This window comes from Nocardioides daedukensis (assembly GCF_013408415.1).
Classification (GTDB): domain Bacteria; phylum Actinomycetota; class Actinomycetes; order Propionibacteriales; family Nocardioidaceae; genus Nocardioides; species Nocardioides daedukensis.
On the sequence record NZ_JACCAA010000001.1, the window covers coordinates 2,725,765 to 2,747,999 of the forward strand.

Annotated in this window: 23 protein-coding genes; 22 read left to right on the forward strand and 1 reads right to left on the reverse strand. The window is 67.1% G+C overall.

The window, feature by feature from the left end:
- Positions 1-21 precede the first annotated feature (21 nt).
- The 7 genes from BJ980_RS13450 (at position 22) to BJ980_RS13480 (ending at position 6,009) form a co-directional block, all read left to right on the forward strand.
- Complete coding sequence (locus BJ980_RS13450) at positions 22-999, forward strand: NAD-dependent epimerase/dehydratase family protein (protein ID WP_179502759.1); 978 nt, start codon at positions 22-24, stop codon at positions 997-999.
- 22 nt (positions 1,000-1,021) lie between these two features.
- On the forward strand, positions 1,022-2,212 hold the full coding sequence (locus BJ980_RS13455) for a glycosyltransferase (RefSeq protein ID WP_179502760.1): 1,191 nt from the start codon (positions 1,022-1,024) through the stop codon (positions 2,210-2,212).
- Positions 2,209-3,012 (forward strand): hypothetical protein, encoded by an 804-nt coding sequence (locus BJ980_RS13460; protein ID WP_179502761.1) that lies wholly within the window; start codon positions 2,209-2,211, stop codon positions 3,010-3,012. Before BJ980_RS13455 ends, BJ980_RS13460 begins: the two co-directional genes overlap by 4 nt.
- Positions 3,009-3,845, forward strand: a complete 837-nt coding sequence (locus tag BJ980_RS13465; protein ID WP_179502762.1) for a sugar transferase — start codon at positions 3,009-3,011, stop codon at positions 3,843-3,845. The genes BJ980_RS13460 and BJ980_RS13465 overlap by 4 nt, the downstream gene beginning before the upstream one ends.
- 483 nt (positions 3,846-4,328) lie before the next feature.
- The gene (locus BJ980_RS13470) at positions 4,329-4,772 is read left to right on the forward strand and encodes a DUF4395 domain-containing protein (RefSeq protein WP_179502763.1); all 444 of its coding nucleotides are present in this window, start codon (positions 4,329-4,331) and stop codon (positions 4,770-4,772) included.
- Positions 4,773-4,828: 56 nt separating this feature from the next.
- Positions 4,829-5,683 carry a sulfurtransferase gene (locus BJ980_RS13475; protein ID WP_179502764.1) on the forward strand — a complete coding sequence of 285 codons (855 nt, stop codon included), beginning with the start codon at positions 4,829-4,831 and terminating at the stop codon, positions 5,681-5,683.
- A gap of 29 nt (positions 5,684-5,712) precedes the next feature.
- Positions 5,713-6,009, forward strand: a complete 297-nt coding sequence (locus BJ980_RS13480; RefSeq protein WP_179502765.1) for a DUF1416 domain-containing protein — start codon at positions 5,713-5,715, stop codon at positions 6,007-6,009.
- 167 nt (positions 6,010-6,176) lie between these two features.
- On the opposite strand, the gene BJ980_RS13485 is transcribed toward BJ980_RS13480, so the two are convergent.
- Entirely contained in the window at positions 6,177-7,115 is a 939-nt protein-coding gene (locus BJ980_RS13485; protein ID WP_179502766.1) for an endonuclease domain-containing protein, read from the reverse strand.
- Positions 7,116-7,476: 361 nt separating this feature from the next.
- On the opposite strand from BJ980_RS13485, the gene BJ980_RS13490 reads away from it, so the two are divergent.
- The 15 genes from BJ980_RS13490 to BJ980_RS19480 all read left to right on the forward strand — a co-directional run bounded on the left by BJ980_RS13490 (position 7,477) and on the right by BJ980_RS19480 (position 22,092).
- Positions 7,477-8,727, forward strand: coding sequence for an ABC transporter substrate-binding protein (locus BJ980_RS13490; protein ID WP_179502767.1), 1,251 nt, complete (start codon positions 7,477-7,479; stop codon positions 8,725-8,727).
- A 31-nt stretch (positions 8,728-8,758) separates the two neighbouring features.
- Positions 8,759-9,553, forward strand: a complete 795-nt coding sequence (locus BJ980_RS13495; RefSeq protein ID WP_218855510.1) for an ATP-binding cassette domain-containing protein — start codon at positions 8,759-8,761, stop codon at positions 9,551-9,553.
- Complete coding sequence (locus BJ980_RS13500) at positions 9,550-10,254, forward strand: ABC transporter ATP-binding protein (RefSeq protein ID WP_179502769.1); 705 nt, start codon at positions 9,550-9,552, stop codon at positions 10,252-10,254. The genes BJ980_RS13495 and BJ980_RS13500 overlap by 4 nt, the downstream gene beginning before the upstream one ends.
- 9 nt (positions 10,255-10,263) lie before the next feature.
- On the forward strand, positions 10,264-11,148 hold the full coding sequence (locus tag BJ980_RS13505; protein WP_179502770.1) for a branched-chain amino acid ABC transporter permease: 885 nt from the start codon (positions 10,264-10,266) through the stop codon (positions 11,146-11,148).
- Positions 11,145-12,227, forward strand: a complete 1,083-nt coding sequence (locus BJ980_RS13510; protein ID WP_179502771.1) for a branched-chain amino acid ABC transporter permease — start codon at positions 11,145-11,147, stop codon at positions 12,225-12,227. The genes BJ980_RS13505 and BJ980_RS13510 overlap by 4 nt, the downstream gene beginning before the upstream one ends.
- A gap of 120 nt (positions 12,228-12,347) precedes the next feature.
- Positions 12,348-13,499, forward strand: a complete 1,152-nt coding sequence (locus BJ980_RS13515; protein ID WP_179502772.1) for an acyl-CoA dehydrogenase family protein — start codon at positions 12,348-12,350, stop codon at positions 13,497-13,499.
- 105 nt (positions 13,500-13,604) lie between these two features.
- Positions 13,605-15,131, forward strand: a complete 1,527-nt coding sequence (locus tag BJ980_RS13520; protein WP_179502773.1) for an AMP-binding protein — start codon at positions 13,605-13,607, stop codon at positions 15,129-15,131.
- Between the two features lies 1 nt (position 15,132).
- Positions 15,133-15,942, forward strand: coding sequence for an enoyl-CoA hydratase/isomerase family protein (locus BJ980_RS13525; protein WP_179502774.1), 810 nt, complete (start codon positions 15,133-15,135; stop codon positions 15,940-15,942).
- Positions 15,939-17,024, forward strand: a complete 1,086-nt coding sequence (locus BJ980_RS13530) for a CaiB/BaiF CoA transferase family protein (protein WP_179502775.1) — start codon at positions 15,939-15,941, stop codon at positions 17,022-17,024. Before BJ980_RS13525 ends, BJ980_RS13530 begins: the two co-directional genes overlap by 4 nt.
- Positions 17,025-17,090: 66 nt before the next feature.
- Complete coding sequence (locus BJ980_RS13535; RefSeq protein WP_179502776.1) at positions 17,091-18,284, forward strand: lipid-transfer protein; 1,194 nt, start codon at positions 17,091-17,093, stop codon at positions 18,282-18,284.
- A gap of 1 nt (position 18,285) precedes the next feature.
- The gene (locus tag BJ980_RS13540; RefSeq protein WP_179502777.1) at positions 18,286-18,747 is read left to right on the forward strand and encodes a MaoC family dehydratase N-terminal domain-containing protein; all 462 of its coding nucleotides are present in this window, start codon (positions 18,286-18,288) and stop codon (positions 18,745-18,747) included.
- On the forward strand, positions 18,744-19,154 hold the full coding sequence (locus BJ980_RS13545) for a MaoC/PaaZ C-terminal domain-containing protein (protein ID WP_179502778.1): 411 nt from the start codon (positions 18,744-18,746) through the stop codon (positions 19,152-19,154). The genes BJ980_RS13540 and BJ980_RS13545 overlap by 4 nt, the downstream gene beginning before the upstream one ends.
- A 36-nt stretch (positions 19,155-19,190) precedes the next feature.
- A complete protein-coding gene (locus BJ980_RS13550) occupies positions 19,191-20,018 on the forward strand; it encodes an SDR family NAD(P)-dependent oxidoreductase (RefSeq protein ID WP_179502779.1) in 828 nt (275 codons plus the stop codon).
- Positions 20,015-20,872, forward strand: a complete 858-nt coding sequence (locus BJ980_RS13555) for an enoyl-CoA hydratase (protein ID WP_179502780.1) — start codon at positions 20,015-20,017, stop codon at positions 20,870-20,872. Before BJ980_RS13550 ends, BJ980_RS13555 begins: the two co-directional genes overlap by 4 nt.
- A 50-nt stretch (positions 20,873-20,922) precedes the next feature.
- Positions 20,923-22,092 carry a TetR family transcriptional regulator gene (locus BJ980_RS19480; protein WP_179502781.1) on the forward strand — a complete coding sequence of 390 codons (1,170 nt, stop codon included), beginning with the start codon at positions 20,923-20,925 and terminating at the stop codon, positions 22,090-22,092.
- Positions 22,093-22,235 lie beyond the last annotated feature (143 nt).

The following is a 22,235-nucleotide window of genomic DNA, read 5'->3' on the forward strand; positions in this document are numbered from 1 at the left end:
ACAGGAGTTTCGGAGGTTTCAGTGGCGCCCGTAGACGTTCTCGTAGCAGGTGGTGGCGGATTCATCGGCGGGCACCTTGTCGCCGATCTTCTCTCTCAGGGCCTCAGTGTCCGTTCGGTCGACGTGAAGCCCCAGAGTGAGTGGTACCAGGTCCACCCCGACGCGCAGAACGCGGTCGCGGACCTCTCCCTGCTCGACAACGCGCTCGAGCACACCGAGGGCGCCCGGCAGGTCTACATGCTGGCCGCGGACATGGGCGGCATGGGCTTCATCGAGAACAACAAGGCGCTCTGCATGCTGACCGTGCTGACCAGCACGCACATGCTCGAGGCGGCCCGCAAGCATGAGGTCGAGCGCTACTTCTACTCCTCCAGCGCCTGCGTCTACGCCGCCGACAAGCAGACCGACACCGACATCACCGCCCTCAAGGAGGCCGACGCCTACCCGGCGATGCCCGAGGACGGCTATGGCTGGGAGAAGCTCTTCACCGAGCGGATGTGCCGCCACTTCGAGGAGGACTTCGGTCTGACCACGCGGGTGGCGCGCTACCACAACGTCTATGGCCCCGAGGGCACCTGGACCGGTGGCCGCGAGAAGGCCCCCGCCGCCGTCTGCCGCAAGATCGCCACCGCCGCGATCACCGGCAAGCACGAGCTGGAGATCTGGGGAGACGGCGAGCAGACCCGCTCCTTCATGTACATCGACGACTGCGTCAAGGGATCCCAGATGATCCTGCACGGCGACTCGAACGTCCCGGTCAACCTGGGCTCCGACGAACTGGTCAGCATCAATCAGCTGGTCGACATCGTCGAGGACATCGCCGGCATCAAGTGCGAGCGCAACTACAAGCTCGACGCTCCTCAGGGTGTGCGTGGTCGCAACAGCGACAACACGCAGATCAAGGAGACCTACGGCTGGGCGCCGTCGATCACTCTGGCCGACGGCCTGGCCAAGACCTATGCGTGGGTCTACGACGAGGTCAAGCGGTCCATCGGCTGATCGGCCGGAGACCCCAGAGCCAGTGAAGATCCTCGTCCACGACTACAGCGGACATCCCTTTCAGGTTGAGCTGAGCAGGGAGCTGTCCCGTCGTGGGCATGCCGTGACGCACTCGTTCTGCCCGGCCTGGCCCTCGGGCAAGGGCCACCTGGTCGCCGAGCCGGGCGAGAGGCTGGTCTTCGACCCGGTCGGCCCCAGCGAGTCGATCGACAAGTCCAACTTCGCCAAGCGGCTGCTGGTCGAGCTGCAGGTCGGCTTCGAGCTGCTCAGGCAGGTACGTCGTACCAAGGTCGACGTCGCGATGCTCTCCAACGCCCAGATCCCCACCCTGGTGGTGTTCGCGATCGGCATGTTGCTGCTGCGCAAGCCGTGGGTGCTGTGGCACCAGGACGTCTATGCGGTGGCGATCAAGTCGTTCGCCGGTGAGAAGCTCGGCCGCGGCTTCCGCCTGGTCGCGGCGAGCTTCAACGTTGCCGAGCGGTGGACCTCGCAGCGGGCCGCGGCGATCGTCGCCATCGCCGACGCCATGGTCGCGGTGCACGCCGAGTGGGGCACGGCCGACAAGGTCACCGTGATTCCCAACTGGGCGCCGATCGACGAGATCGTCCCGGTCGAGCGCAAGAACGACTGGGCCGTTGAGAACGAGCTCGATGACACCCTCACCCTGCTCTATGCGGGCACCCTCGGCCTCAAGCACAACCCGGCGCTGCTGGTGGAGCTGGCTGAAGCGGTCCGTGACAACGGTCGCGAGGCCCGCCTGGTCGTGGTCAACACCGGGCCCGCCGAGCAGGTGCTCCGCGAGGAGGCCGCGCGCCGCGACGTACCGCTGACCCTGCTGACGTTCCAGCCCTATGACCGGCTGCCCGAGGTGCTCGGCGCCGGCGACGTGCTGGTGGTGCTGCTCGAGCAGGACGCGGGAGCCTTCTCGGTGCCGTCCAAGACGCTCTCCTACTTGTGCGCCGGGCGCCCCGTCGTCGGGTTGATGCCCGCCGAGAACCTGGCCGCCACCCTGATCGAGAAGGTCGGCGGCTGTGTCGTCTCGCCGTCCTCGGCCTCGATCCCGACCGCGGCCGCCTGGACGGCCGCGGTGCTCGGTGACGACGAGCGCCGTGACGAGCTCGGTCGCGCGTCGCGCCGGTTGGCGGAGGACGAGTTCGCGTTGGCGGGCATCGCGGATCGCTTCGAGACCATTCTTGAGGGGGTTGTGCGATGACGCACACCTCGATGCCCCAGACCGACGCGCAGGCCAACACGGACCTGCTCGCCCAGGCCTCGCGCACCGGCAGGCTGACCGCCGTGATCGGGCCCAAGACCCGGCTCGGCGCCGAAGTCCTGGCCCAGGCGAAGGCCCGCGGCGACGCCACGGTGGTGATCGCTCGCGGCGAGGTCGACGAGGCAGTCCTCGCCGACATCGGTCACGACGTACGCCGTCCCGCCGGGGTCGCCGCCGCGCTCGCCGCAGGCACGCGCGACCCGCGGCACACGAACCCCGCGATGCACCTGGTGATCTGCGCGCTCGGCCCGGTGCACACCTGGCAGACCGCGATCGACCGTGAGGTCGTCGCCCGCGAGCTCGGCGCGATCGACGAGATCCTCGCCGCGACGACGGGGACGACTCGCGTCACCTATGTCTCCTCGGTGGTCGCCCTTGCTCCAGGTGCCGACCGTCGCTCGTACGCCGGCTGGAAGCTGCTCATCGAGCACCGGCTGCGCGAGATCACCGCCCGCCACGGCGCCCAGCTGTCCGTGGTCTATCCGGGCAGGCTCGTGGAGCCTGCCGACGTGCAGAAGCCGTGGCACCGGCTGCACACCCTCTACTCCCGTCTGGCGGCTCACCTCGAGCAGCTCGGGCGGAAGGGGCCGTCGTCGAAGGTCATTGGCCTCGACGCTCGGCTCTGGCTCTTGCTACGCGGGCTCTCGGTGACCGCGGCGTCCGTCACGGGAAATGGCGGATCTGCTCCAACAACGAAGTCCGAGGGCCCTGCGGCCCCGAATCAGGAGTTCAGATCATGAGGAACAAGAGAGCATTTGACCTCGTCCTGACCATGGCGAGCGCGATCATCTGGGTGCCTGTGGTGCTCGGTGCGTCGTTGCTGGTCCTGATCTTGTCGGGTCGGCCGGTCTACTACCGGTCGATGCGACGGATCTCCACCGGTGAGCCGGTCAAGGTGGTGAAGTTCCGCACGATGGTGCGCAACGCCGCCCAGATCGCGAACCGCGAAACCGTCTCGGTGGAGGAGGCCGGCACCCGGTTCCTCAACATCTCTGCCGACTCCCCGCTCTACACCCGGATCGGGCGCCTGCTCGAGAAGGTGGCGCTCACCGAGCTGCCGCAGTTCACCCACGTGCTCCGCGGCCAGATGAGCGTGATCGGCAACCGCCCGCTCCCGCAGAACGTGATGGACTGCCTGGGCGAGGAGTTCGCCGACGTCGAGGACCGCTTCCTCACCCCCGCCGGTCTCACCGGCCCCTCGCAGCTGGTCGGTCGCGACTTCATCACGGATGCCGATCGGCTGATGCTCGAGGGCGAATACTGCCGCGGCGCCCTGCGCTCCTACTCGGTGCGCCTGGACCTGCTGATCCTGGTCTACACGGTGCTGATCGTGCTGCGTCTCAAGCGCGGCTTCGAGCCGGCCGAGGTCAAGGACCTGATCCGTCGCTACACCAAGGGTGCCACCGCACCGGTGCTCAAGCCGACCGTCGTGGTCGTCCCGGTCCCGCCGGCGATCCGGGTCACCCCGCCGCGCACGATCCAGGTCGCTCGTCCGATCCCGGCCCCGCGGGTCCCCGAGACCGCAACTCAGACCGCACGCGATGCGGCTGGCGCCCGGATGGCCGCCGGCTGACCCCCGCTGCACACGAGCCGGCTGATCCCGGCCGCACGACACGGCGCCCGCCGTGGAGTGCCCAGTGGCTGCCTTCGCGGGTGCTGGCCACTGGGCACTTCACGACGGGCGCCGCGTGTTTCGTACCCCCCGTACCGTTCGGGTACGTCGCTCCTGTACCCACCTCGCTTCGTCTCACTAAATGGAACGCCCATCCATATCGTGAGATCACGAATAGGTCGGCCACCCACCCCGACGTACTCTTTGACCATGTTCACGACATTGCTGACGAAGCGCCGCGCAGTGGATCACTGCCGCACGCGCTCCTCGCTGTGTCGAATGTCCTGACCGGACACCCCCTCGTTCGCACCTGAATCGAACGAGTCCGTGCCACCAAGAGTGTGCGCACAAAGCGGTGTCCTGCTGCCCGGCGTCGTCATGCCGGCCGGCCACCCCGACCGGTCCTCGACCGGCGGGCATCCCAGACCAGGACCCGGGAGCATCATGTCCAACCAGATCGATCCGCGCGGACCACAGTTCGCCGCCGCACTGACCGCGGTCGTGCTGGCGGTGGTGCTGCTGAGCGCCCCGGGCACCTTCGGCGTCGCGCTGCTCGGCGTACAGGCTCTGCTGTTCGCGATCGGCGCTGCATTCGGGGTGCAGAAGACTCCTCACGCAGTGATCTTCAAGCACCTCGTCCGCCCGCGTCTGGGGACACCCACCGAGCTCGAGGACGCAGCCCCACCGCGGTTCGCGCAGACCGTCGGTCTCGCGTTCGCCGTGGTCGGACTGGTCGGCTACCTGACCGGCGTGACGCTGCTCGGTCACATCGCGGTCGGCTTCGCGCTGGCCGCGGCCCTGCTCAACGCGATCTTCGCGTTCTGCCTCGGCTGCGAGATCTACCTGCTCAGCAAGCGCCTGACCACCCGCTCCACCGTCCTCGCCTGACCCTGCGGCGAGCGACACCCCACAAGCCCTGCACCACAACGGAAAGAGAGACACAGATGAGCCGCGAAGACACCCTCGTCACCACCCAGTGGGTCGAGGACAACATCGACAGCGACAAGATCGTCCTGGTTGAGGTCGACGAGGACACCACGTCCTACGACAAGGGCCACATCAAGAACGCGATCAAGTTCAACTGGACCACCGACCTGCAGGACCAGGTGCGTCGCGACATCATCAGCAAGGAGGGCTTCGAGGCCCTGCTGTCCAAGAACGGCATCAGCAACGACCACACCGTCGTGCTCTACGGCGGCAACAACAACTGGTTCGCCGCATACGCCTACTGGTACTTCAAGCTCTACGGCCACAACGACGTCAAGCTCGTCGACGGCGGCCGCAAGAAGTGGGAGCTGGAGTCGCGTGAGCTGACCCAGGACATCCCCGAGCGCACCCCCACGACGTACACCGCCCAGGAGCTCGATCAGTCCAAGCGCGCCAACCGCGACGACGTGGTCGCCGCGATCGGCGTCAACAACCTGGTCGACGTGCGCAGCCCCGACGAGTACGCCGGTCGCCTGCTCGCCCCGGCCCACCTCCCGCAGGAGCAGGCCCAGCGTGCCGGCCACCCGCCGACCGCCTCGAACATCCCGTGGAGCAAGGCTGCCAACGACGACGGCACCTTCAAGTCCAACGAGGAGCTCAAGGCGCTCTACGAGGAGGCCGGTGTCGACTTCGGCAAGGACACCATCGCCTACTGCCGCATCGGCGAGCGCTCCTCGCACACGTGGGTCGTGCTGCACGAGCTGCTCGGCTACGAGAACACCAAGAACTACGACGGCTCGTGGGTGGAGTACGGCTCCCTCGTCGGTGTGCCGATCGTCCTGGGTGACGCGCGCGGCGACGTCCCCGCCTGATTCACTCGATTCGAACAGAAGGAATAGCAATGTGCGGAGCAACTGAAGGCGGGCTGTCGCTCGACGGCATCGACGTCACCAAGCAGGCCGTGGTGCAGGGCCAGGTCACCCGTGGCGGTGAGCCGGTGGGCAACGCCTACGTCCGCCTCCTCGACAGGACCGGTGAATTCACTGCCGAGGTCCCGACCTCGGCGACCGGACACTTCCGGTTCTTCGCCGGGAACGGCGAGTGGACCCTCCGCACGCTGGCAGCCGGCGCAGAGACGACCGACAAGAAGGTCGTCGCTACCGTGGGCTCGGTGGCTGAGGTCGCCATCGCGATCTGATCCACCTGTACGCCGCGACGCGGGGTTGCCGGATTCACCTCCGGTGGCCCCGCGTTCGCCATCTCAGTGGACCGCGTCAGCAATGGTTCATATGGCGTCCTGCCGCAACGAAATCGCTGAGAAGCCGACAACAGCACGCCATATGAACCATTGCAGCGCGAGAGCTCTCACGACCGCTCGAAATGCGGACGCCACTGCTCGCTCGGTCGTGCCGGTAGGCCCGGAAGTCGGCGCGCCTTCAGCACCGTGAACACCCGGCGCACGGTCTCGCCCGGCTCCTTGTAGACCCCGCTCGCGGTGATGACGATGATCCGCCAGCCGTCCTCGTCGATCGCCTCGCGCCGCTTGAGGTCGTTCTCCCAGTTCTCACGGACCTCGACGTGCTGGCGGCCGTCATACTCCACGATCACCCGCACGTCCTTCCAGCACAGGTCATATCTCCGGGCGACAGTGCCGTCCCCTAGCCGAATCTCCATGTTCACCTCGGGTTCGGGCAGCCCGGCCAGCACGAGCAGCATGCGCAGCCTGCTCTCCATCGGGGAGTCAACCCGTTCCCGCACATGGGCGAATGCCTTCCGGGCTGCCCGAACTCCCGGCAAGGTGCACCCGTCGAGATAGTTCTCGAGGGACGTGAGGGATGCGTGCCCCCACCGCACCATCGAGTCGCCGGCAACCACCAGGTCCACCAGCCCGAGCTGGGAGGCGAGTTCGACGAAGGTCCGTTCCGACGACGACACCCGCGCTGACCCCGACCACACGACATCACCGGTCGGCGCGACGTGGCACCTCACCCCGGCCGTCCGGCGCCGGTCCTCGGGTCGGCTGACGGTCACGTGCTCGTCGGTGATCGCCGGGACAGGTACGCCGTGCGCTCGCGCGGCACTGACGTGGCTCAGGTGGGCATCGGGCGCGGGCACCGCCTTCAGGGCAGCGAGGCTCCGGTGTCGCCAGGTCACCCGGATCGCCGAGGTGATGTCCACCCCGCGGAGGATCGTCTGGAACCGGCTCCCGCGCAGATCCCAGTCGGTCAGGCCAGCGGCGAGCGCCTCGGTCCGGTGAAACGGACTGCGGGTGTCGAGCGGTGGCGTGGAAGGTGCTGTGGACATGCCCACAACGCTGCCCGAGCGAGCGAGTCGGGTCCGGAGTTATCCACAGGGCGCCGACGGGCCGACGCCAACCGGCGGCCAGCGACGCCAACGGCCGACGCCGACCGGCGCTCCGTCGGCAATGGTTCATGTGGCGCGCTGTCGCGACGGAATCTGTGATCAGACGACCACAGGCCACCAGATGAACCCTAGCGGCGCTGTACGACGGTCTACTGCAGAGTAACTGATGATTCAGAGATCAGTCACGCGAAAAGAGGCGATATGGGCGCTTATTTGCGGAAGTAGTTGCGGACTAAGCAAATCTCAATTTAGTATCCGTCCCATCGCAATGTTGCGTGGCTCACATACCGAAAGGCTCGTCATGAACCGTCGTTTCGTTCACGCCCTCGTTGCCGGATCCCTGGCTGCGCTCGCACTCTCTGGCTGTGGCAACAGCCGCGAGGCAGCTGGCGGCGTCGATGGATGTGATCCCGGAATCACCGATGACACGATCAAGCTCGGCGCCAGCACGATGCAGTCCGGCGCCGCGGCTGCCTACAAGGCGATGCCGCAGGCCTCCCTCGCGCTCTTCGACGAGGTCAACGAGGCGGGTGGCGTCACGATGGGGGACGGCAAGAAGCGAAAGATCGAGTTCGTCAGTCTCGATGATGCCTACGACCCGGCGCGTGCGGTCAAGAACACCCGTCAACTGGTGGAGAAGGACCAGGTGTTCGCCATCTTCCAGGCCGCCGGAACGTCGCCGACGCTGGCGATCATGGACTACACAACCAAGGCCGGGGTGCCGATCGTCTTTGCCGCGACAGGCTCGGACGAGTTCCAGAAGAAGCGTGACGAGGGCGCCACGATCGCAGCGTTCATGCTCCCGCAGGTCGGCTTCGAGAACGAGGTGATGGTGCGCTCGATCGAGCAGATCGATCCCGACGCCACGATCGCCGTCCTCTACCCGAACGACGGGTTGGGCAAGGGCAGTCTCGCCGGTCTCAAGGACCTGGTGAAGGACACCGGGCTCAAGGTCGTCGCCGAGGAGTCCTACGAGCAGACCTCGACCTCGGTCGACTCCCAGATCGTGAACCTGAAGAGCTCGGGAGCGGACGTCTTCGTCAACTTCGGTACCGGCACGTTCGTGACCCAGGCCCTGAAGAAGGCCAACGAGATCGACTGGGACGTGGAGAAGTTCGTGATCTCCGCGTCGACCGACGTCTCGACGGTGCTGGCTCCCGCGGGCGAGGACGCCGCCGAGGGGGTCAGGTCCGTGGCCTGGGTCTATGACGTCAGCAGTGACGCCAACAACGACATGCCGGGAGTTGAGAACTGGCGTGAGTTCGCCGAGCGCAACAAGGACCGGGTCGACACCCACAACTCGATCGCGGCACTGGGCTACAACAACTCCCAGATGATGCTCAAGGCGCTCGAGGAGTTCGACGGGTGCACCCGCGAGGGCCTGCTCGAGACGGTGCAGAAACTGCGGGGCGTCGAGACCGACCTCGGCCTCGAGGGCATCACCTTCGGGAGTGGCGACGCCGACTACCCCTATGCCATCACCTCGATGGCCACGATGCAGTTCCTCGACGGCAAGTGGGAGTACGCCGATGTCATCACCCGTGACAAGTGAAGCCGCCGCCCAAGTCAGGCCGACTGGTCCCGTGAGCGACCCGGAGCCGTCGAGAGGCACGCCGCCGGCGCTCTCGATCCTTGACGTGCGGGTGGAGTTCGGCGGGATCATCGCGCTCGACGGGGCCACGGTCGGTGTGGCGCCTGACCAGGTGATGGGCCTGATCGGACCCAACGGTGCTGGCAAGACGACGCTGTTCAACTGCGTCAGCAGGCTCTACGAGGTCCAGTCGGGCTCGATCGAGGTCCACGGGACCGACGTACTGGCCCGTCGACCGGACCAGGTAGCGGGGCTGGGGGTCGCCCGGACTTTCCAGAACGTGGGGGTCTTCCCCACCGAAACCGTCCTGGACAACGTGCTCGTCGGTGCCTATCCACGCACGCGAGGCGGGATGTGGGCGACTGCGCTGGGTTTGCCATCGATTCGCCGCTCGGAGCGGACCGAGCGCGAACGGGCCCGGGCCCTGCTCGCCGAGCTCGAGCTGACGGCGTACGCCGATGAGGTGGCTGGTCAGCTGCCGTTCGGGTCGCTGAAGCGTCTTGAGCTGGCCCGGGCCCTGATGATGGAGCCTCGCCTGCTGATGCTCGACGAGCCTGCAAATGGACTCACCCACGGTGAGGTGCTCGAGCTCGCCGAGCTGGTGCGCGGACTCAGAGGGAGCCACGGCTTCGCGGTCCTCCTGGTCGAGCACAACATGGACATGGTCGCCAGTCTGTGCGACGAGGTCACTGTGCTGGAGCTGGGTCGCACCATCGCGGTGGGGACTCCGGACCAGGTGCGCTCCGATCCACGAGTGATCGAGGCCTACCTGGGAGGTGCCGAATGACCTTCTTCGCCACGAAGCAGCTGACCGCCAGCTATGGGCGGGGCACCGTGCTACACAACGTCGAGGTGAGCGTTGACCAGGGAGACATCGCCGTCATCCTGGGCGCGAACGGGGCCGGCAAGACCACCTTCATGCGAGCCATCACCGGCCTGGTCAAGACCCAGGGATCCATCGTGCTCGACGGTCTCGAGCTGGTCGGAAAACGCACCCACTCAATCGCTCGTCACGGCATCGCCCACGTCCCTCAGGGCAGGGGCACCTTCAAGGACCTCACCGTTGCCGACAACCTGAGGGTGGGTGGCTATCGCCTGCCCGAGCGGCAGGTGGCCGCCTTGATGGACCGCTGGTACGACTTCTTCCCCAAGCTGAAGAGCCGGTCGAACCAACTGGCCGGAGGCATGAGCGGCGGGGAGCAGCAGATGCTGGCGATCGCCCGGGCGCTCATCTCTCAGCCGCGGTTGCTGCTGCTCGACGAACCCTCCCTGGGGCTCGCGCCGAAGGTGACGGCCGAAGTCTTCAGTGTGCTCACCGAGATCAACGCGGAGACCGGCATCACCGTGCTGGTCGTCGAACAGAACGCGAAGGTGGCACTGGCCGCGGCGAGCAAGGGATTCGTCATGGAGACCGGGCGGATCGTCCGCTCGGGTCCCGCGGAATCGATGCGAAATGACGACGAGATCCGTCGCGCATACCTGGGATGAGGATCTGACATGACATTGCTTCTTCAGCAGTTGATCGACGGGATCGCCTGGGGCTCCCTCTACGGAGCCCTGGCACTCACCTTGGTGCTGGTCTATCGCGCGTCGGGGATCATCAACTTCGCCCAGGCCGAGTTCGCGATGGTCGGCGCCTTTGTCGCCTGGCAGTTCACCGAGTGGGGACTGCCCGTCGTCATGGCGATCGTCATCGCCATGGTGCTCTCGTTCTTCGGAGGGGCCGCAGCGGAGCTGGTGTTCGTGCGCCCCCTCTCCAGGACGGCCTCGCACTTCACGCTCATCATCATCACGCTCGGCCTGATGCTGGTCTTCAACAACGGTGCAGGCTGGGTGTGGGACTTCAGCGCCCGCGGGTTCCCGGAGATCTGGCCCGGGCCGGTGATCAACATCGGTCCGGCGGTCATCTCGCGCCAGGGCTTCGCGATCATGGCCGCAGCCGGCGTCATCGCGGTGGTGCTCTATGTGCTCTTCCAGCACACCCGCATCGGACTCGCGATGCGCGCTTCGGTCGGAGACCCCGACTCGGCCTCGCTGTCGGGCATCGCGGTGGCCAACCTGACCACGATCAGCTGGGGTCTCGCTGCCGTGATCGGCACGCTGGTCGCCTCACTCGCGGCACCCCAGCTGTTCCTGCAACCGAACATGCTGGCCACCACCCTGATCTATGCGTTCGCGGCGATGATCCTGGGCGGTCTGAACAGCCCGCCCGGGGCACTCGTCGCCGGGATCATCGTCGGCGTGGTCGAGAACCTGGCCGGGACCTACCTCCCGGGCATCGGTGGGGACTTCAAACAGGCCATTGCCCTGCTCATCATCATCGGCGTGCTGATCGTGCGCCCCCAAGGCCTGTTCGGGAAGAAGGAAGTGGTCCGGGTATGAACGTCTTCACGATGCTGCGTGAGCAGCAGCGACCTGTCCGCGCCCCACGTCCGCTGGTGATCCTCGGGTTGGTCGCCCTGCTGGGCTGGTTGATCTGGCAACCCATGGTCTCCGCGCCCTACGTCAACTTCGACAGGTCGATGGTGCTGGTCTTCGTCGTGGTCGGGCTCGGGCTCAACCTGCTGACCGGCCTGACCGGACAGATCTCCCTGGGCCATGGGGCGTTCTTCGCGCTGGGGGCCTATCTGTCGGCCACCCTGGTCAACGAATACGCCTGGAACTACCTGGCCGTCGTACCCCTCGCGGCCGTGGTCGCCTGGGCTCTCGGCTATCTGGTCGGGCGTCCGGTGCTGCGGTTCTCCGGGCTCCAGCTCGCCCTGGTCACGCTCTCGCTGGCCCTGATCACGCCGTCGATCATCAAGGCGTTCGACGACATCACCCATGGGCAGGAGGGCATCATCCTGGACACCGCCGAGCCCCCCGGCGCCGTCGGGCTCGAGCGGGACCAGTGGGTCTACTACCTGTGTCTGGCTGCGGCGATAGCGACGTATGTCGTGTGCCAGCGGCTGGCCAGCGGGCGGGTGGGGCGCAGCCTGATCGCGATCCGCGACAACGAGACGGTGGGTGCCACCCTCGGGGTCCGGGCAGCGGTCATCAAGACCCGGGTCTTCGCGTTGAGCACCGCTCTGGCGGGGGTGGCGGGGGTCCTCTACACCTGGGTCGTTCAGTTCGTCGGTCCCGATGCCTTCGGTCTGACGCTGGCGATCACCTTCATCATCCTCATCGTCGTCGGAGGACTCGGCGCGATGCCCGGCGTCGTGTTCGGGGCACTGTTCGTGGTCTATGTGCCGACCTACACGGCAAGTCTCGACCAGTCCGCGGCGGGGCTCTCCTTCGGCGTCGCGCTGCTGTTCTTCATGTTCCTCCTGCCCACCGGTGTGATCGGGCTGGTCCGGGTGATCGCCCGCGGGCTGACCCGCGGTCGGCGGAAGGGCGCGGCGGGCCGGACCACGGGGGACACGGCACAAGAGAGCGCGGAACGAGCGGACAGGGAGGCCGCACTTCCCCTCGACGCGTAAGAGATCACGCGTTGGGCCTTGACGTTAAGTAAATGACGAGTAAGAATCAGAACAAGGCACATGCAGGCCTGTGAGTGGGAAGATGTATATGAAGATTCATCAGATGAAGAGGATGAGTAGATGACAGGCCCGTATCGGTCGTCGTGGAAGGACGAGTCGGTCTCGGCCGTCCTCGACACCTCGCTCACGTTCGTCGAGACCGAGATCGTGGCTCACCTCGACACGTGGGAGAAGCAGCACCACGTCGATCGCGACGTGTGGCTCAAGGCCGGCGAGCTGGGCCTGCTGTGCTGCTCCATCCCCGAGGAGTACGGCGGTGGCGGCGGCACCTTCGCCCACGAGATGGCGATCTGCGAGGCCCAGGGTGCGGCGGGCGACACGTCGTGGGGAAACATGGTGCACAGCGGGATCGTGGCCCACTACATCCTGGCCTACGGCACCGAGGTACAGCGCCGCACCTGGCTCCCGCTGATGGCGACGGGTGAGGTGGTCGCGGCCATCGCGATGACCGAGCCCGGTGCCGGCTCCGACCTCAAGGGAGTGCGCACCAAGGCCCTCGAGGACGGCGACGACCTCGTCGTCAACGGCGCCAAGACGTTCATCTCCAACGGCCACACCGCCGACCTGATCCTCGTCGTCGCCAAGACCGATCCCGCGGGAGGCCACTCGGGGATCTCCCTCGTGCTCGTGGATGTCCGCGACGCTCCCGGCTTTGCCCGTGGCCGGATCCTCGACAAGGTCGGCCAACACGGGGCGGACACCTCCGAGCTGTCGTTCAGCGACGTGCGGGTCCCGCGGAGCAACGTGCTCGGCGGTGTGCCCGGCAAGGGCTTCAAGCAACTGATGACCCAGTTGGCCCAGGAGCGCCTGCTCGTTGCTGCCGTCGCGGTCACCGCGATGGAGAGCGCGCTCCGCATGACCACCGACTACACCAAGGAACGGCGCGCGTTCGGGCAGTCGATCTTCGACTTCCAGAACACGCAGATGGTGCTGGCCGAGGCGGCGACCGTCGCGCACGTCTCGCGCGTCTTCCTGGACAGCTGTGTGGAGCGGCACCTGGCCGGCGACCTCGACGGGACGACCGCGGCAATGGCCAAGTGGTGGCTGACCGAGCAGCAGGGCCTGGTCCTGGACAAGTGCGTCCAGCTCCATGGCGGCTACGGCTACATGCGCGAATACGCCATCGCCCGGATGTATCAGGACGCCCGCGTCCAGAGGATCTACGGCGGCTCCAACGAGGTGATGAAGCAGATCGTCGCGCGCAGTCTCTGACCCACCGCGTCACACCTGACGCACATGCCGGACCTCGGGACGGCACCGCTCCACAACACCAGTCAATGCCACCAGTCAAGCAGGCTCCAGCGAGAGGAAACACCGATGAGTGAACCGTTCGTCCGGTTGGGCAACCGCGTGAAGACGTTGGCCGAGGTCAAGGGCCGCGCCGCCAGATTCGCCAGCGCCCTGCAGTCGATGGGGCTGGAGCACGGCGACCGCTACGCGATCGTGATGGTCAATGACATCGGCTTCGTGGAGGCCAACCTGGCCGCCTCCGCGGCCGGCGCCGTCCCGGTGCCGGTGAACTGGCACTGGACGGGTGTGGATCTCAAGCACCTGCTGACGGACTCCGGCGCCAAGGTCGCGGTCGTCCACTCCCATCTCATCCCGGGGGTGGAGGCCCAACGGCCTGAGGGGATGCAGATCATCGAGGCCGAGGTCCCCCAGGAGATCCGCGAGGCCTACCACCTGGGGGACGTGCCGCTCACCGGCCGCTATCCGGTGCTGGCCGACCTGATCGAGGGTGCCGAGCCTGCGGTCGCGGCCGGAGGAGCGCCGCCCCTCGCCGTCATCTACACCTCAGGCACCACCGGGTTGGCCAAGGGCATCCTGCGGGACCCGATCACGGCCGACAAGGCGGAGGGCGTGACTCGCTTCATCTCCGAGTTCCTGCGCATGGGGCCAGGACTGACGACCGTGCTGCCCGCGCCGCTCTACCACACGGCTCCGAACGTGAACATGACCTTCGGGGCAGCCCTCGGGATGAGCCTGATCATCATGCCGAAGTTCGACGCGGAGGAGTTCCTGAGGCTGGTCCAGGAGCACCAGGTCGACACCGTCCAGATGGTGCCGACGATGTTCCACAGGATGCTCGACCTCCCCGAGGACGTGCGCGGCAAGTATGACCTCTCCTCGCTCAAGCACGTCGTGCACGCGGCGGCACCGTGCCCGGCCGAGACCAAACGGGCGATGATCGAGTGGCTCGGGCCGATCATCTCCGAATACTACGGCGGGTCCGAGGGCGGTGCCTGGACCTACAGCACCTCCGAAGGCTGGCTGACCCATCCGGGCACCGTGGGCAAGGCGGTGACGGGCGCCGACGTCCGCATCCTCGGGCCGGACCTCGAGGAGCTGCCGGTGGGTGAGACGGGCGTGATCTACGGCCGCTCCGAGTTCTGGCCCGACTTCACCTACATCGGCAACGACGAGAAGCGGCGTTCCATCGAGGCAGCCGACGGATTCATCACGGTGGGTGACGTCGGACGTCTCGATGAGGACGGCTACCTCTACCTCAGCGACCGGCTCAACGACATGGTCATCTCCGGAGGCGTCAACATCTATCCGGCGGAGATCGAGTCGACGTTGCTGTCGCTCGAGGGTGTCTTCGACGCAGCCGTCTTCGGCATCCCCGATGCCGACATGGGCGAGGCGCTCGCCGCGCACATCCAGCCGCGGCCCGGGGTGCAGCTCACCGAGGAGCAGGTCAAGGACCACGTCGCCTCCCACCTGGCGAAATACAAGGTGCCCAAGGTGGTGGTCTTCGAGGAGGAGCTGCCCCGCGAGGACACCGGCAAGCTCTTCAAGCGTCGGCTCAAGGAGAAGTACTGGCCCGCGAAGGCGCAGGCGTGAGATGACGGTGAGGCAACTGCCCTCGGAGACCACGCACGTCGTGGACACCGAGGTCCGCGGTGAGGTCGGCATCGTAACCCTGGCCCGCCCCGATCGGCTCAACGCTCTCATTCCCGAGTCGATGCGCCAGCTGCGTCGTGCCCTGCTCGACCTGGGCGAGCGGCGCGACGTACGCGTGATCGTCCTGCGCGGGGAGGGCCGCGCGTTCTGTGCGGGGCTCGACCTCGAGGCGGGCAGGCCCGACGCCCTGCTCGAGACCCCGGTAGAGGCGTTCACCGAGATGATGTCGGTCGCCGTCGAGGTGATCATGGCGATCCGCTCGATCCCCCAGCCCGTGGTGGCGGCGGTCCACGGGCACGCCGTGGGTGCCGGGTTCGCGCTGGCCGCGGCGGCGGACGTCCGGTTCATCGCTGCCGACGCCCGGTTCTCCGCCCCGTTCCTGCGCCTGGGCATGAGTGTGGGTGACCTCGGTCTGTCGTGGTTCCTGCCTCGGCTCATCGGCCACGGGCGGGCCTCGCGGGTCTTCTACGAGGCCGGTGTCATCGACGCCGACCAGGCGGTGGCGTGGGGACTTGCCTCGGAGGTCAGCGTCGACCCCCTGGCTGATGCGATCGCCTTTGCCCAGCAGACGGCCGCCCTTCCGCACTATGGAGTCCGGGCCAGCAAGAACCTGATTAACGCCAGTGCCAGCTCCAGCCTCCGGGACCACCTCGACGCAGAGGCGCGTGCCCAGGTCATCGGTGGGGTGACCCCGAGCGCCGTACAGGCGATGGACGCTGCACTCCAGCACACCAAGGAGAAGAAGCAATGACGCACCGTGAGGGACCACTCGCCGGACTTCGGGTCGTGGAACTGGCCGGGATCGGACCGGGCCCGCTGGCCGCGATGATCCTGGCGGACCTCGGCGCCGACGTGGTGCGCGTCGAGCGCGCCGCGCCGCACGCCGCCGGGGACGCACCCGAGGACTACCTGCTCCGCAGCCGCCGGATTGTCAGCGCCGACCTCAAGGACCCCGCCGACGTGGCCATGGTCCTGGACCTGGTCGCCGAGGCCGACGTGCTCATCGAGGGCTTCCGTCCCGGCGTCACGGAGCGTCTCGGCCTCGGGCCCGACGCGGCGCTGGAGCGGAACCCCCGTCTGGTCTATGGCCGGATGACCGGCTGGGGCCAGGAGGGCCCGCTCGCACACACGGCCGGCCACGACATCAACTACATCTCCCTGCTCGGCATCCTGGAGAACATCGGGCGCTCCGGAGAGCGTCCCGTGCCACCGCTCAACTTCATCGGTGACTATGGCGGCGGCACGATGTTCCTCCTCCTGGGTGTGCTCTCCGCGCTCTTCGAGCGCCAGGCCTCCGGGCGTGGGCAGGTCATCGACGCGGCCATGTGCGACGGGGCCAGCGTCCTGGCCCAGATGATGTGGTCCCTGCGCGGTGCCGGGCAGTGGTCGGACCAGCGCGGCACCAACCTGATCGACGGCAGCAAGCCCTACTACGACACCTACGAGTGCGCGGACGGCCGGCACATGGCGGTCGGCTGCATCGAGCCCCAGTTCTTCGCCACCATGATCGGGCTCCTCGGCCTCAGCGCCGACGAGCTGCCCGCGCAGTACGACGAAGCGCGCGAGGCCGAACTGCGGGACGCCCTGGTCGCGACCTTCCGGACCCGGACGATGGCCGAGTGGAGCGAGGTCTTCGCCGGCACCGATGCCTGTGTCACACCGGTGCTGACCTATGCCGAGGCACTGGACAACGAGCATCTCGCCAAGCGCGGGATCCACACCGCCATCGGCGGGGTCGACCAGGCGCGACCAGCGCCGCGCTTCTCCCGAACCCCGTGGGGTGAGCCAAGCGCTCCCGAGCGGGTCGAGGCAGCGCACTGGCTGAGCGTGTGAGCCGCGGCCGGGAGGACGATCCTCCGGCCGCACCAAACGGACAACACCACCATTGAGGAGAAACAGATGTCGGACAAGGTAGTGGTCGCGGGCGTGGGGATGATTCCCTTCACGAAGCCCGGCAAGAGCGAGAACTATGACGTGATGGGAGCCGAGGCGACCAGGCGGGCGCTGGCCGATGCGGGCATCGGCTATGACGCCGTGCAGCAGGCCTATGTGGGCTATGTCTTCGGGGACTCCACCTCCGGTCAGAAGGCGCTCTATCACGTCGGTCAGACCGGCATCCCGATCGTCAACGTCAACAACAACTGCTCGACCGGGTCCTCGGCGCTCTACATGGCCCGCCAGGCCGTGGAGAGCGGTGCCGTCGACGTCGCCCTCGCGCTCGGGTTCGAGCAGATGACCCCCGGCGCGATCACGGCCTCCTTCACCGACCGTCCCGGTGCGCTCGAAGCCTTCGAGACGGTTCGCGACCGGGTGCGCGGCATCCCCGACGACGCCGTGCCCAACGCGGCCACCTTCTTTGGAGCCGCCGGACAGCAGTACGTCGAGGACCACGGCATGGATCCGGCCGTCTTCGCCCACATCACCGTCAAGTCCCGCAAGCACGCGGCGGCCAACCCCTACTCGGTCTTCCGCGCACCGCTCTCGCTCGAGGAGGTCCTCGGCTCGCCCCACATCTATGGCCCGTTGACGCGCTTCCAGTGCTGCCCACCCACGTGCGGTGCTGCTGCCGCCGTCGTCATGTCGCAGGAGTACGCCGCCAAGCACGGCATCCGGGCCGACGTGGTGATCGCCGGTCAGGCCATGGCGACGGACTTCAACTCGACCTTCGAGGGCGACATGCTGCGCCTGATCGGCTATGACATGGCCGCCGATGCCAGCCGCCAGGTCTATGAGCAGTCCGGCATCGGTCCCGAGGACGTCCGGGTCGTCGAGCTGCACGACTGCTTCACCACCAACGAGCTGCTGACCTATGAGGCCATCGGCCTGACGCCTGCGGGGACAGCGGAGAAGTTCATCCTCGAGGGCGACAACACCTATGGCGGACGCGTGGTGACGAACCCGTCCGGAGGCCTGATCTCCAAGGGACACCCGCTGGGCGCCACCGGGCTCGCCCAGTGCGCCGAGCTGGTGTGGCAACTGCGTGGCCAGGCCGAGGACCGCCAGGTCGAGGGCCGTCTGGACGCCGCCCTGCAGCACAACCTCGGACTGGGCGGCGCCTGCGTCGTCACGATGTATCAGAAGGTGTCGGCCTGAGATGGGACTCACCACCGACCTGATCGGCACCTCCCGCCCGGGCGGGACCCTGCTGATCACGCGGAGCAGGCTGCGCTTCTTCGCCCGGGCCACGGGACAGAGCGACCCGGTCTTCATCGACGAGGCCGCGGCCAGGCGGGCCGGTCACCGCGACCTGCCCGTGCCCCCGACCTTCTTCTTCAGCGTCGACCTGGAGGCGCCCGATCCCTTCGCCTATCTCGACGCCCTGGGGGTGGACCTGCGTGCGGTGCTGCACGGCGAGCAGGAGTTCGTCTACCACCGGACCGCCCATGCAGGGGACGAGCTCAGCTCCTCGACGGTGGTCACCGATGTCTATGACAAGAAGGGCGGAGAGTTGCAGTTCATGGTGACCGAGACACCCATCGTGGACCAGGACGGCAAGCGCGTGGTGACCATGCGCAACACCCTCGTCGTACGCCAACTGGCGGGGGTGGGCGCATGACGACCACGCCCCTGACCGTCGGCGACCACCTGACCGACCTGGTCATCGAGCCGATCTCCCGGACCACCCTCGCGTTGTTCGCGGGCGCCTCCGGCGACCACAACCCGGTGCACATCGACTCCGACGTGGCTGCCTCGGCCGGTCTCGACGACGTGTTCGCCCACGGCATGCTCTCGATGGCCTATCTGGCCCGGCTGCTGACCGACAACTTCGGCATCGACAACGTCCGCTCCTATCGGACGCGCTTCGCCTCGATCACGCCGGTCCACGGACAGCCCACCTGCCGTGGGGTCGTCCGCGAGGTCTCGGAGGTGGACGGGGAACGCCTGGCCACGCTCGACCTCACCGTCGAGCTCTCCGACGGCACCACGACCATGCTCGGCGAAGCGGTCATCTCACTCGACTGAGCCCGGACCGGGCTCCTCAGCACACGAAGGAACATCATGGGAAAGCTTGAAGGAAAGACTGCTCTCGTCACCGGCGGAGGGCGCGGGATCGGGCGCTCGGTCGCCCTGCAGCTGGCGGCGGAGGGTGCACGGGTCGTGCTCAACGACCTGGACGCCGCTCCGGCCGAGGAGGTCGTGGAGGAGATCCGCAAGAACGGTGGTGACGCGGTCGCAGTGCCGGGCAGTGTCACCGCACCGGACTTCGCTCCCCGCTTCGTGCAGGCGGCCACCGACAACTTCGGCGGGATCGACATCATCATCAACAACGCGGGCTACACGTGGGACTCGGTCATCCAGAAGATGACCGACGAGCAGTGGCACGCCATCCTCGACCTCCACCTCAAGGCGCCCTTCGACATCCTGCGGGCCGCCCAGCCGGTGATCAGCGCGGCGGTCAAGAAGGAGAAGGCCGAAGGTCGTGCGGTGCACCGCAAGGTGGTCAACATCTCCTCGGTCGCCGGCGTCTTCGGCAATGCGGGGCAGGCCAACTACTCCGCGGCCAAGTCAGGTGTCATCGGCCTGACCAAGACCCTCGCCAAGGAATGGGGCCGCTACAACGTCAACGTCAACTGCGTGGCGTTCGGCTTCATCACGACCCGGCTCACCGAGGTCGACGCCGATGCCGGGTCGACCATCGAGGTGGAGGGCCGCGAGATCAAGGTCGGGGTGAATCCCCAGATCCTCGAGGCGATGAAGTCGGCGATCCCACTCGGGCGGCCTGGCACTCCCGAGGAAGCAGCTGGCTCGGTGGTCATGCTGACCTATCCGGAGGCCGACTATGTCTCTGGCCAGCTCCTCGTCACCGGCGGGGGCTTCGAGGGGTGAACCCCGGAATCAGGCTCGAACGACCCCGCCCCGGCGTCGTACGCATTGTCCTGGCCAGGCCGGACAGGCGCAACGCGCAGGACCCGCCGCTGCTGCGGGCGCTCGACGCGGCCTTCCTCGAGGCGGTTGCCGACGACGACTGCCATGTGATCGTGCTGGCCGCGGACGGCCCTGACTTCTCCTCGGGTCACGACCTCACCGGGTCCTTCGACCTCCCCAGTCCACCCATCGCCACGATGCACTCCAGCTCGGACCAGGAGGGCATCGAGGGGCACTTCAACTTTGAGTGCGAGCTCTATCTGGGGCTGTGCCTGAGATGGCGGGACATCCCCAAGCCCACCATCGCCCAGGTCAACGGCCGCGTCATTGCCGGTGGCTTGATGGTGATGTGGCCGATGGATCTCGTCGTGGCCTCCGATGACGCGAGCTTCAGCGACCCGGTCACGGCCTTCGGTGTCAACGGTGTCGAATACTTCACCCACATCTATGAGGTGGGCGTGCGGAGGGCGCGGGAGATGCTCTACACGGGCGAGGCCATCGGCGCCGAGGAAGCACATCGGCTCGGCATGGTGAACCACGTCGTACCCCTGGCCGACCTCGAGGAGTTCACCCTCGACCTGGCAGAGCGCATCGCGGCACGACCCCAGTTCGGCCTGCGCCTGTCCAAGGCGACCATCAACCAGCAGCTCGACGCGATGGGTCAGCGACAGTCACTGGAGGCTGCCCTGTCGCTGCACAACCTCGGACACGCGAACAACCTGCTCAAGCACGGCTCGCTGATCGATCCGTCCGGGGCCGCCGTGATCCGGAGTGCCGCGCAGCGTACGCCGGCCGAGTCGGGCGGGGCTGCATGATGCTCGAGAGCCACGAGTCGCCATGACTGACGTCGTTTAAGGTGTGACCCGTGAACACGACGGCGGCCCATGTGGACGGTTCTCGGCGCCGCCCACGCGATCGCAAGCAGCAGATCCTCGTGGCGTCCCTCGAGCTCTTCGCCGAGCATGGCTATCCCAACGTCACGATGGCGCAGATCGCGGACGCCGTGGGCATCACCGCTGGGGCGCTCTACCGTCACTTCTCCAACAAGGCGATGTTGCTCCAGCGGGTGGTGGCCGACAGCTTTGCCTGGCTCAACGACCCGCCCTCGTTCACCGGTTATGAGGACACGGTCGAGCGGATGATCGTCACGATCTCCGACCGACCGTTCCTCTCCGACCTGTGGACCCACGAGGCTCGCTACCTTCCCGAGGACCAACTGCGTGACCTGCGCAAGCGGATGCGGACCTACACCGAGGGGTTCCTGCCGGGCATTCGGCAGCGCCGGCCAGACCTCACCCCGGGCCAGGACGACCTGCTGGCCTGGGCGATGCAGTCACTGCTCTCCGGGCTGGGCCGGCGGTCGATGCGCTCGCTCGCCTCGGTCCGGGTGCCCTCGGTCCGTGCGGCGTTGCTGGCCGTTCCCGCCGCCGAGCTGGTGGAGATCGGCCCGGTGGCCGAGCCGGTCAAGCCCAACCTGACCCCGGTCTCGATGCGCGAGCGGCTGCTCACCGTGGCCTTCGAGCAGTTCGGTGAGCGCGGCTATCAGGACACGACAATGGCCAGCATCGGTGCTGCGGCGGACGTCACGGGGCCCAACGTCTACGGCTACTTCGCCAGCAAATCCGAGTTGCTGCGTGCCGTGACCGATCGGGGCACTCACGCCTTGTGGCTGAATCTGGACCGCACGCTGGCCAGCGCGGCGACCCCGGCCGATGCGCTGCACGAGCTCGTCCGGAGCTACACATCGCTCATGGGGTCATGGGCGTCCACGCTCGAGGACCCCTCCGGGGAGCATGACGTGATCGACACCATGAGGGCCGGACAGCGCGAATACATCGCTGAATGGGTTGCTCTGCTGCAGGCAGTCGTCCCGGGCCTGGACCAGCAGCAGGCAAGAGCGCGCTGCCAGCTCGCGATGTTCCTGATCTCGGACCTCCACAAGACGCGTCACATCGTGCGGCACGCCAACTTCCACGAGAACCTCGTGGCCATGGTGCTCGCCGTGCTCCTCGACCGGTCCGTCCCCGGCTCCTGACCCTGCGCGGGCACCTCACTTACTCGGACACCTCCCTGGCGGAACTCATGTTCACTTATTCGTCGACAACCCTTGACGTGGCTCTTTGTGCGCGTCAATACTCGCTGCAGGCACTCTGAACTAGCATTTACAAACGCCGCCTT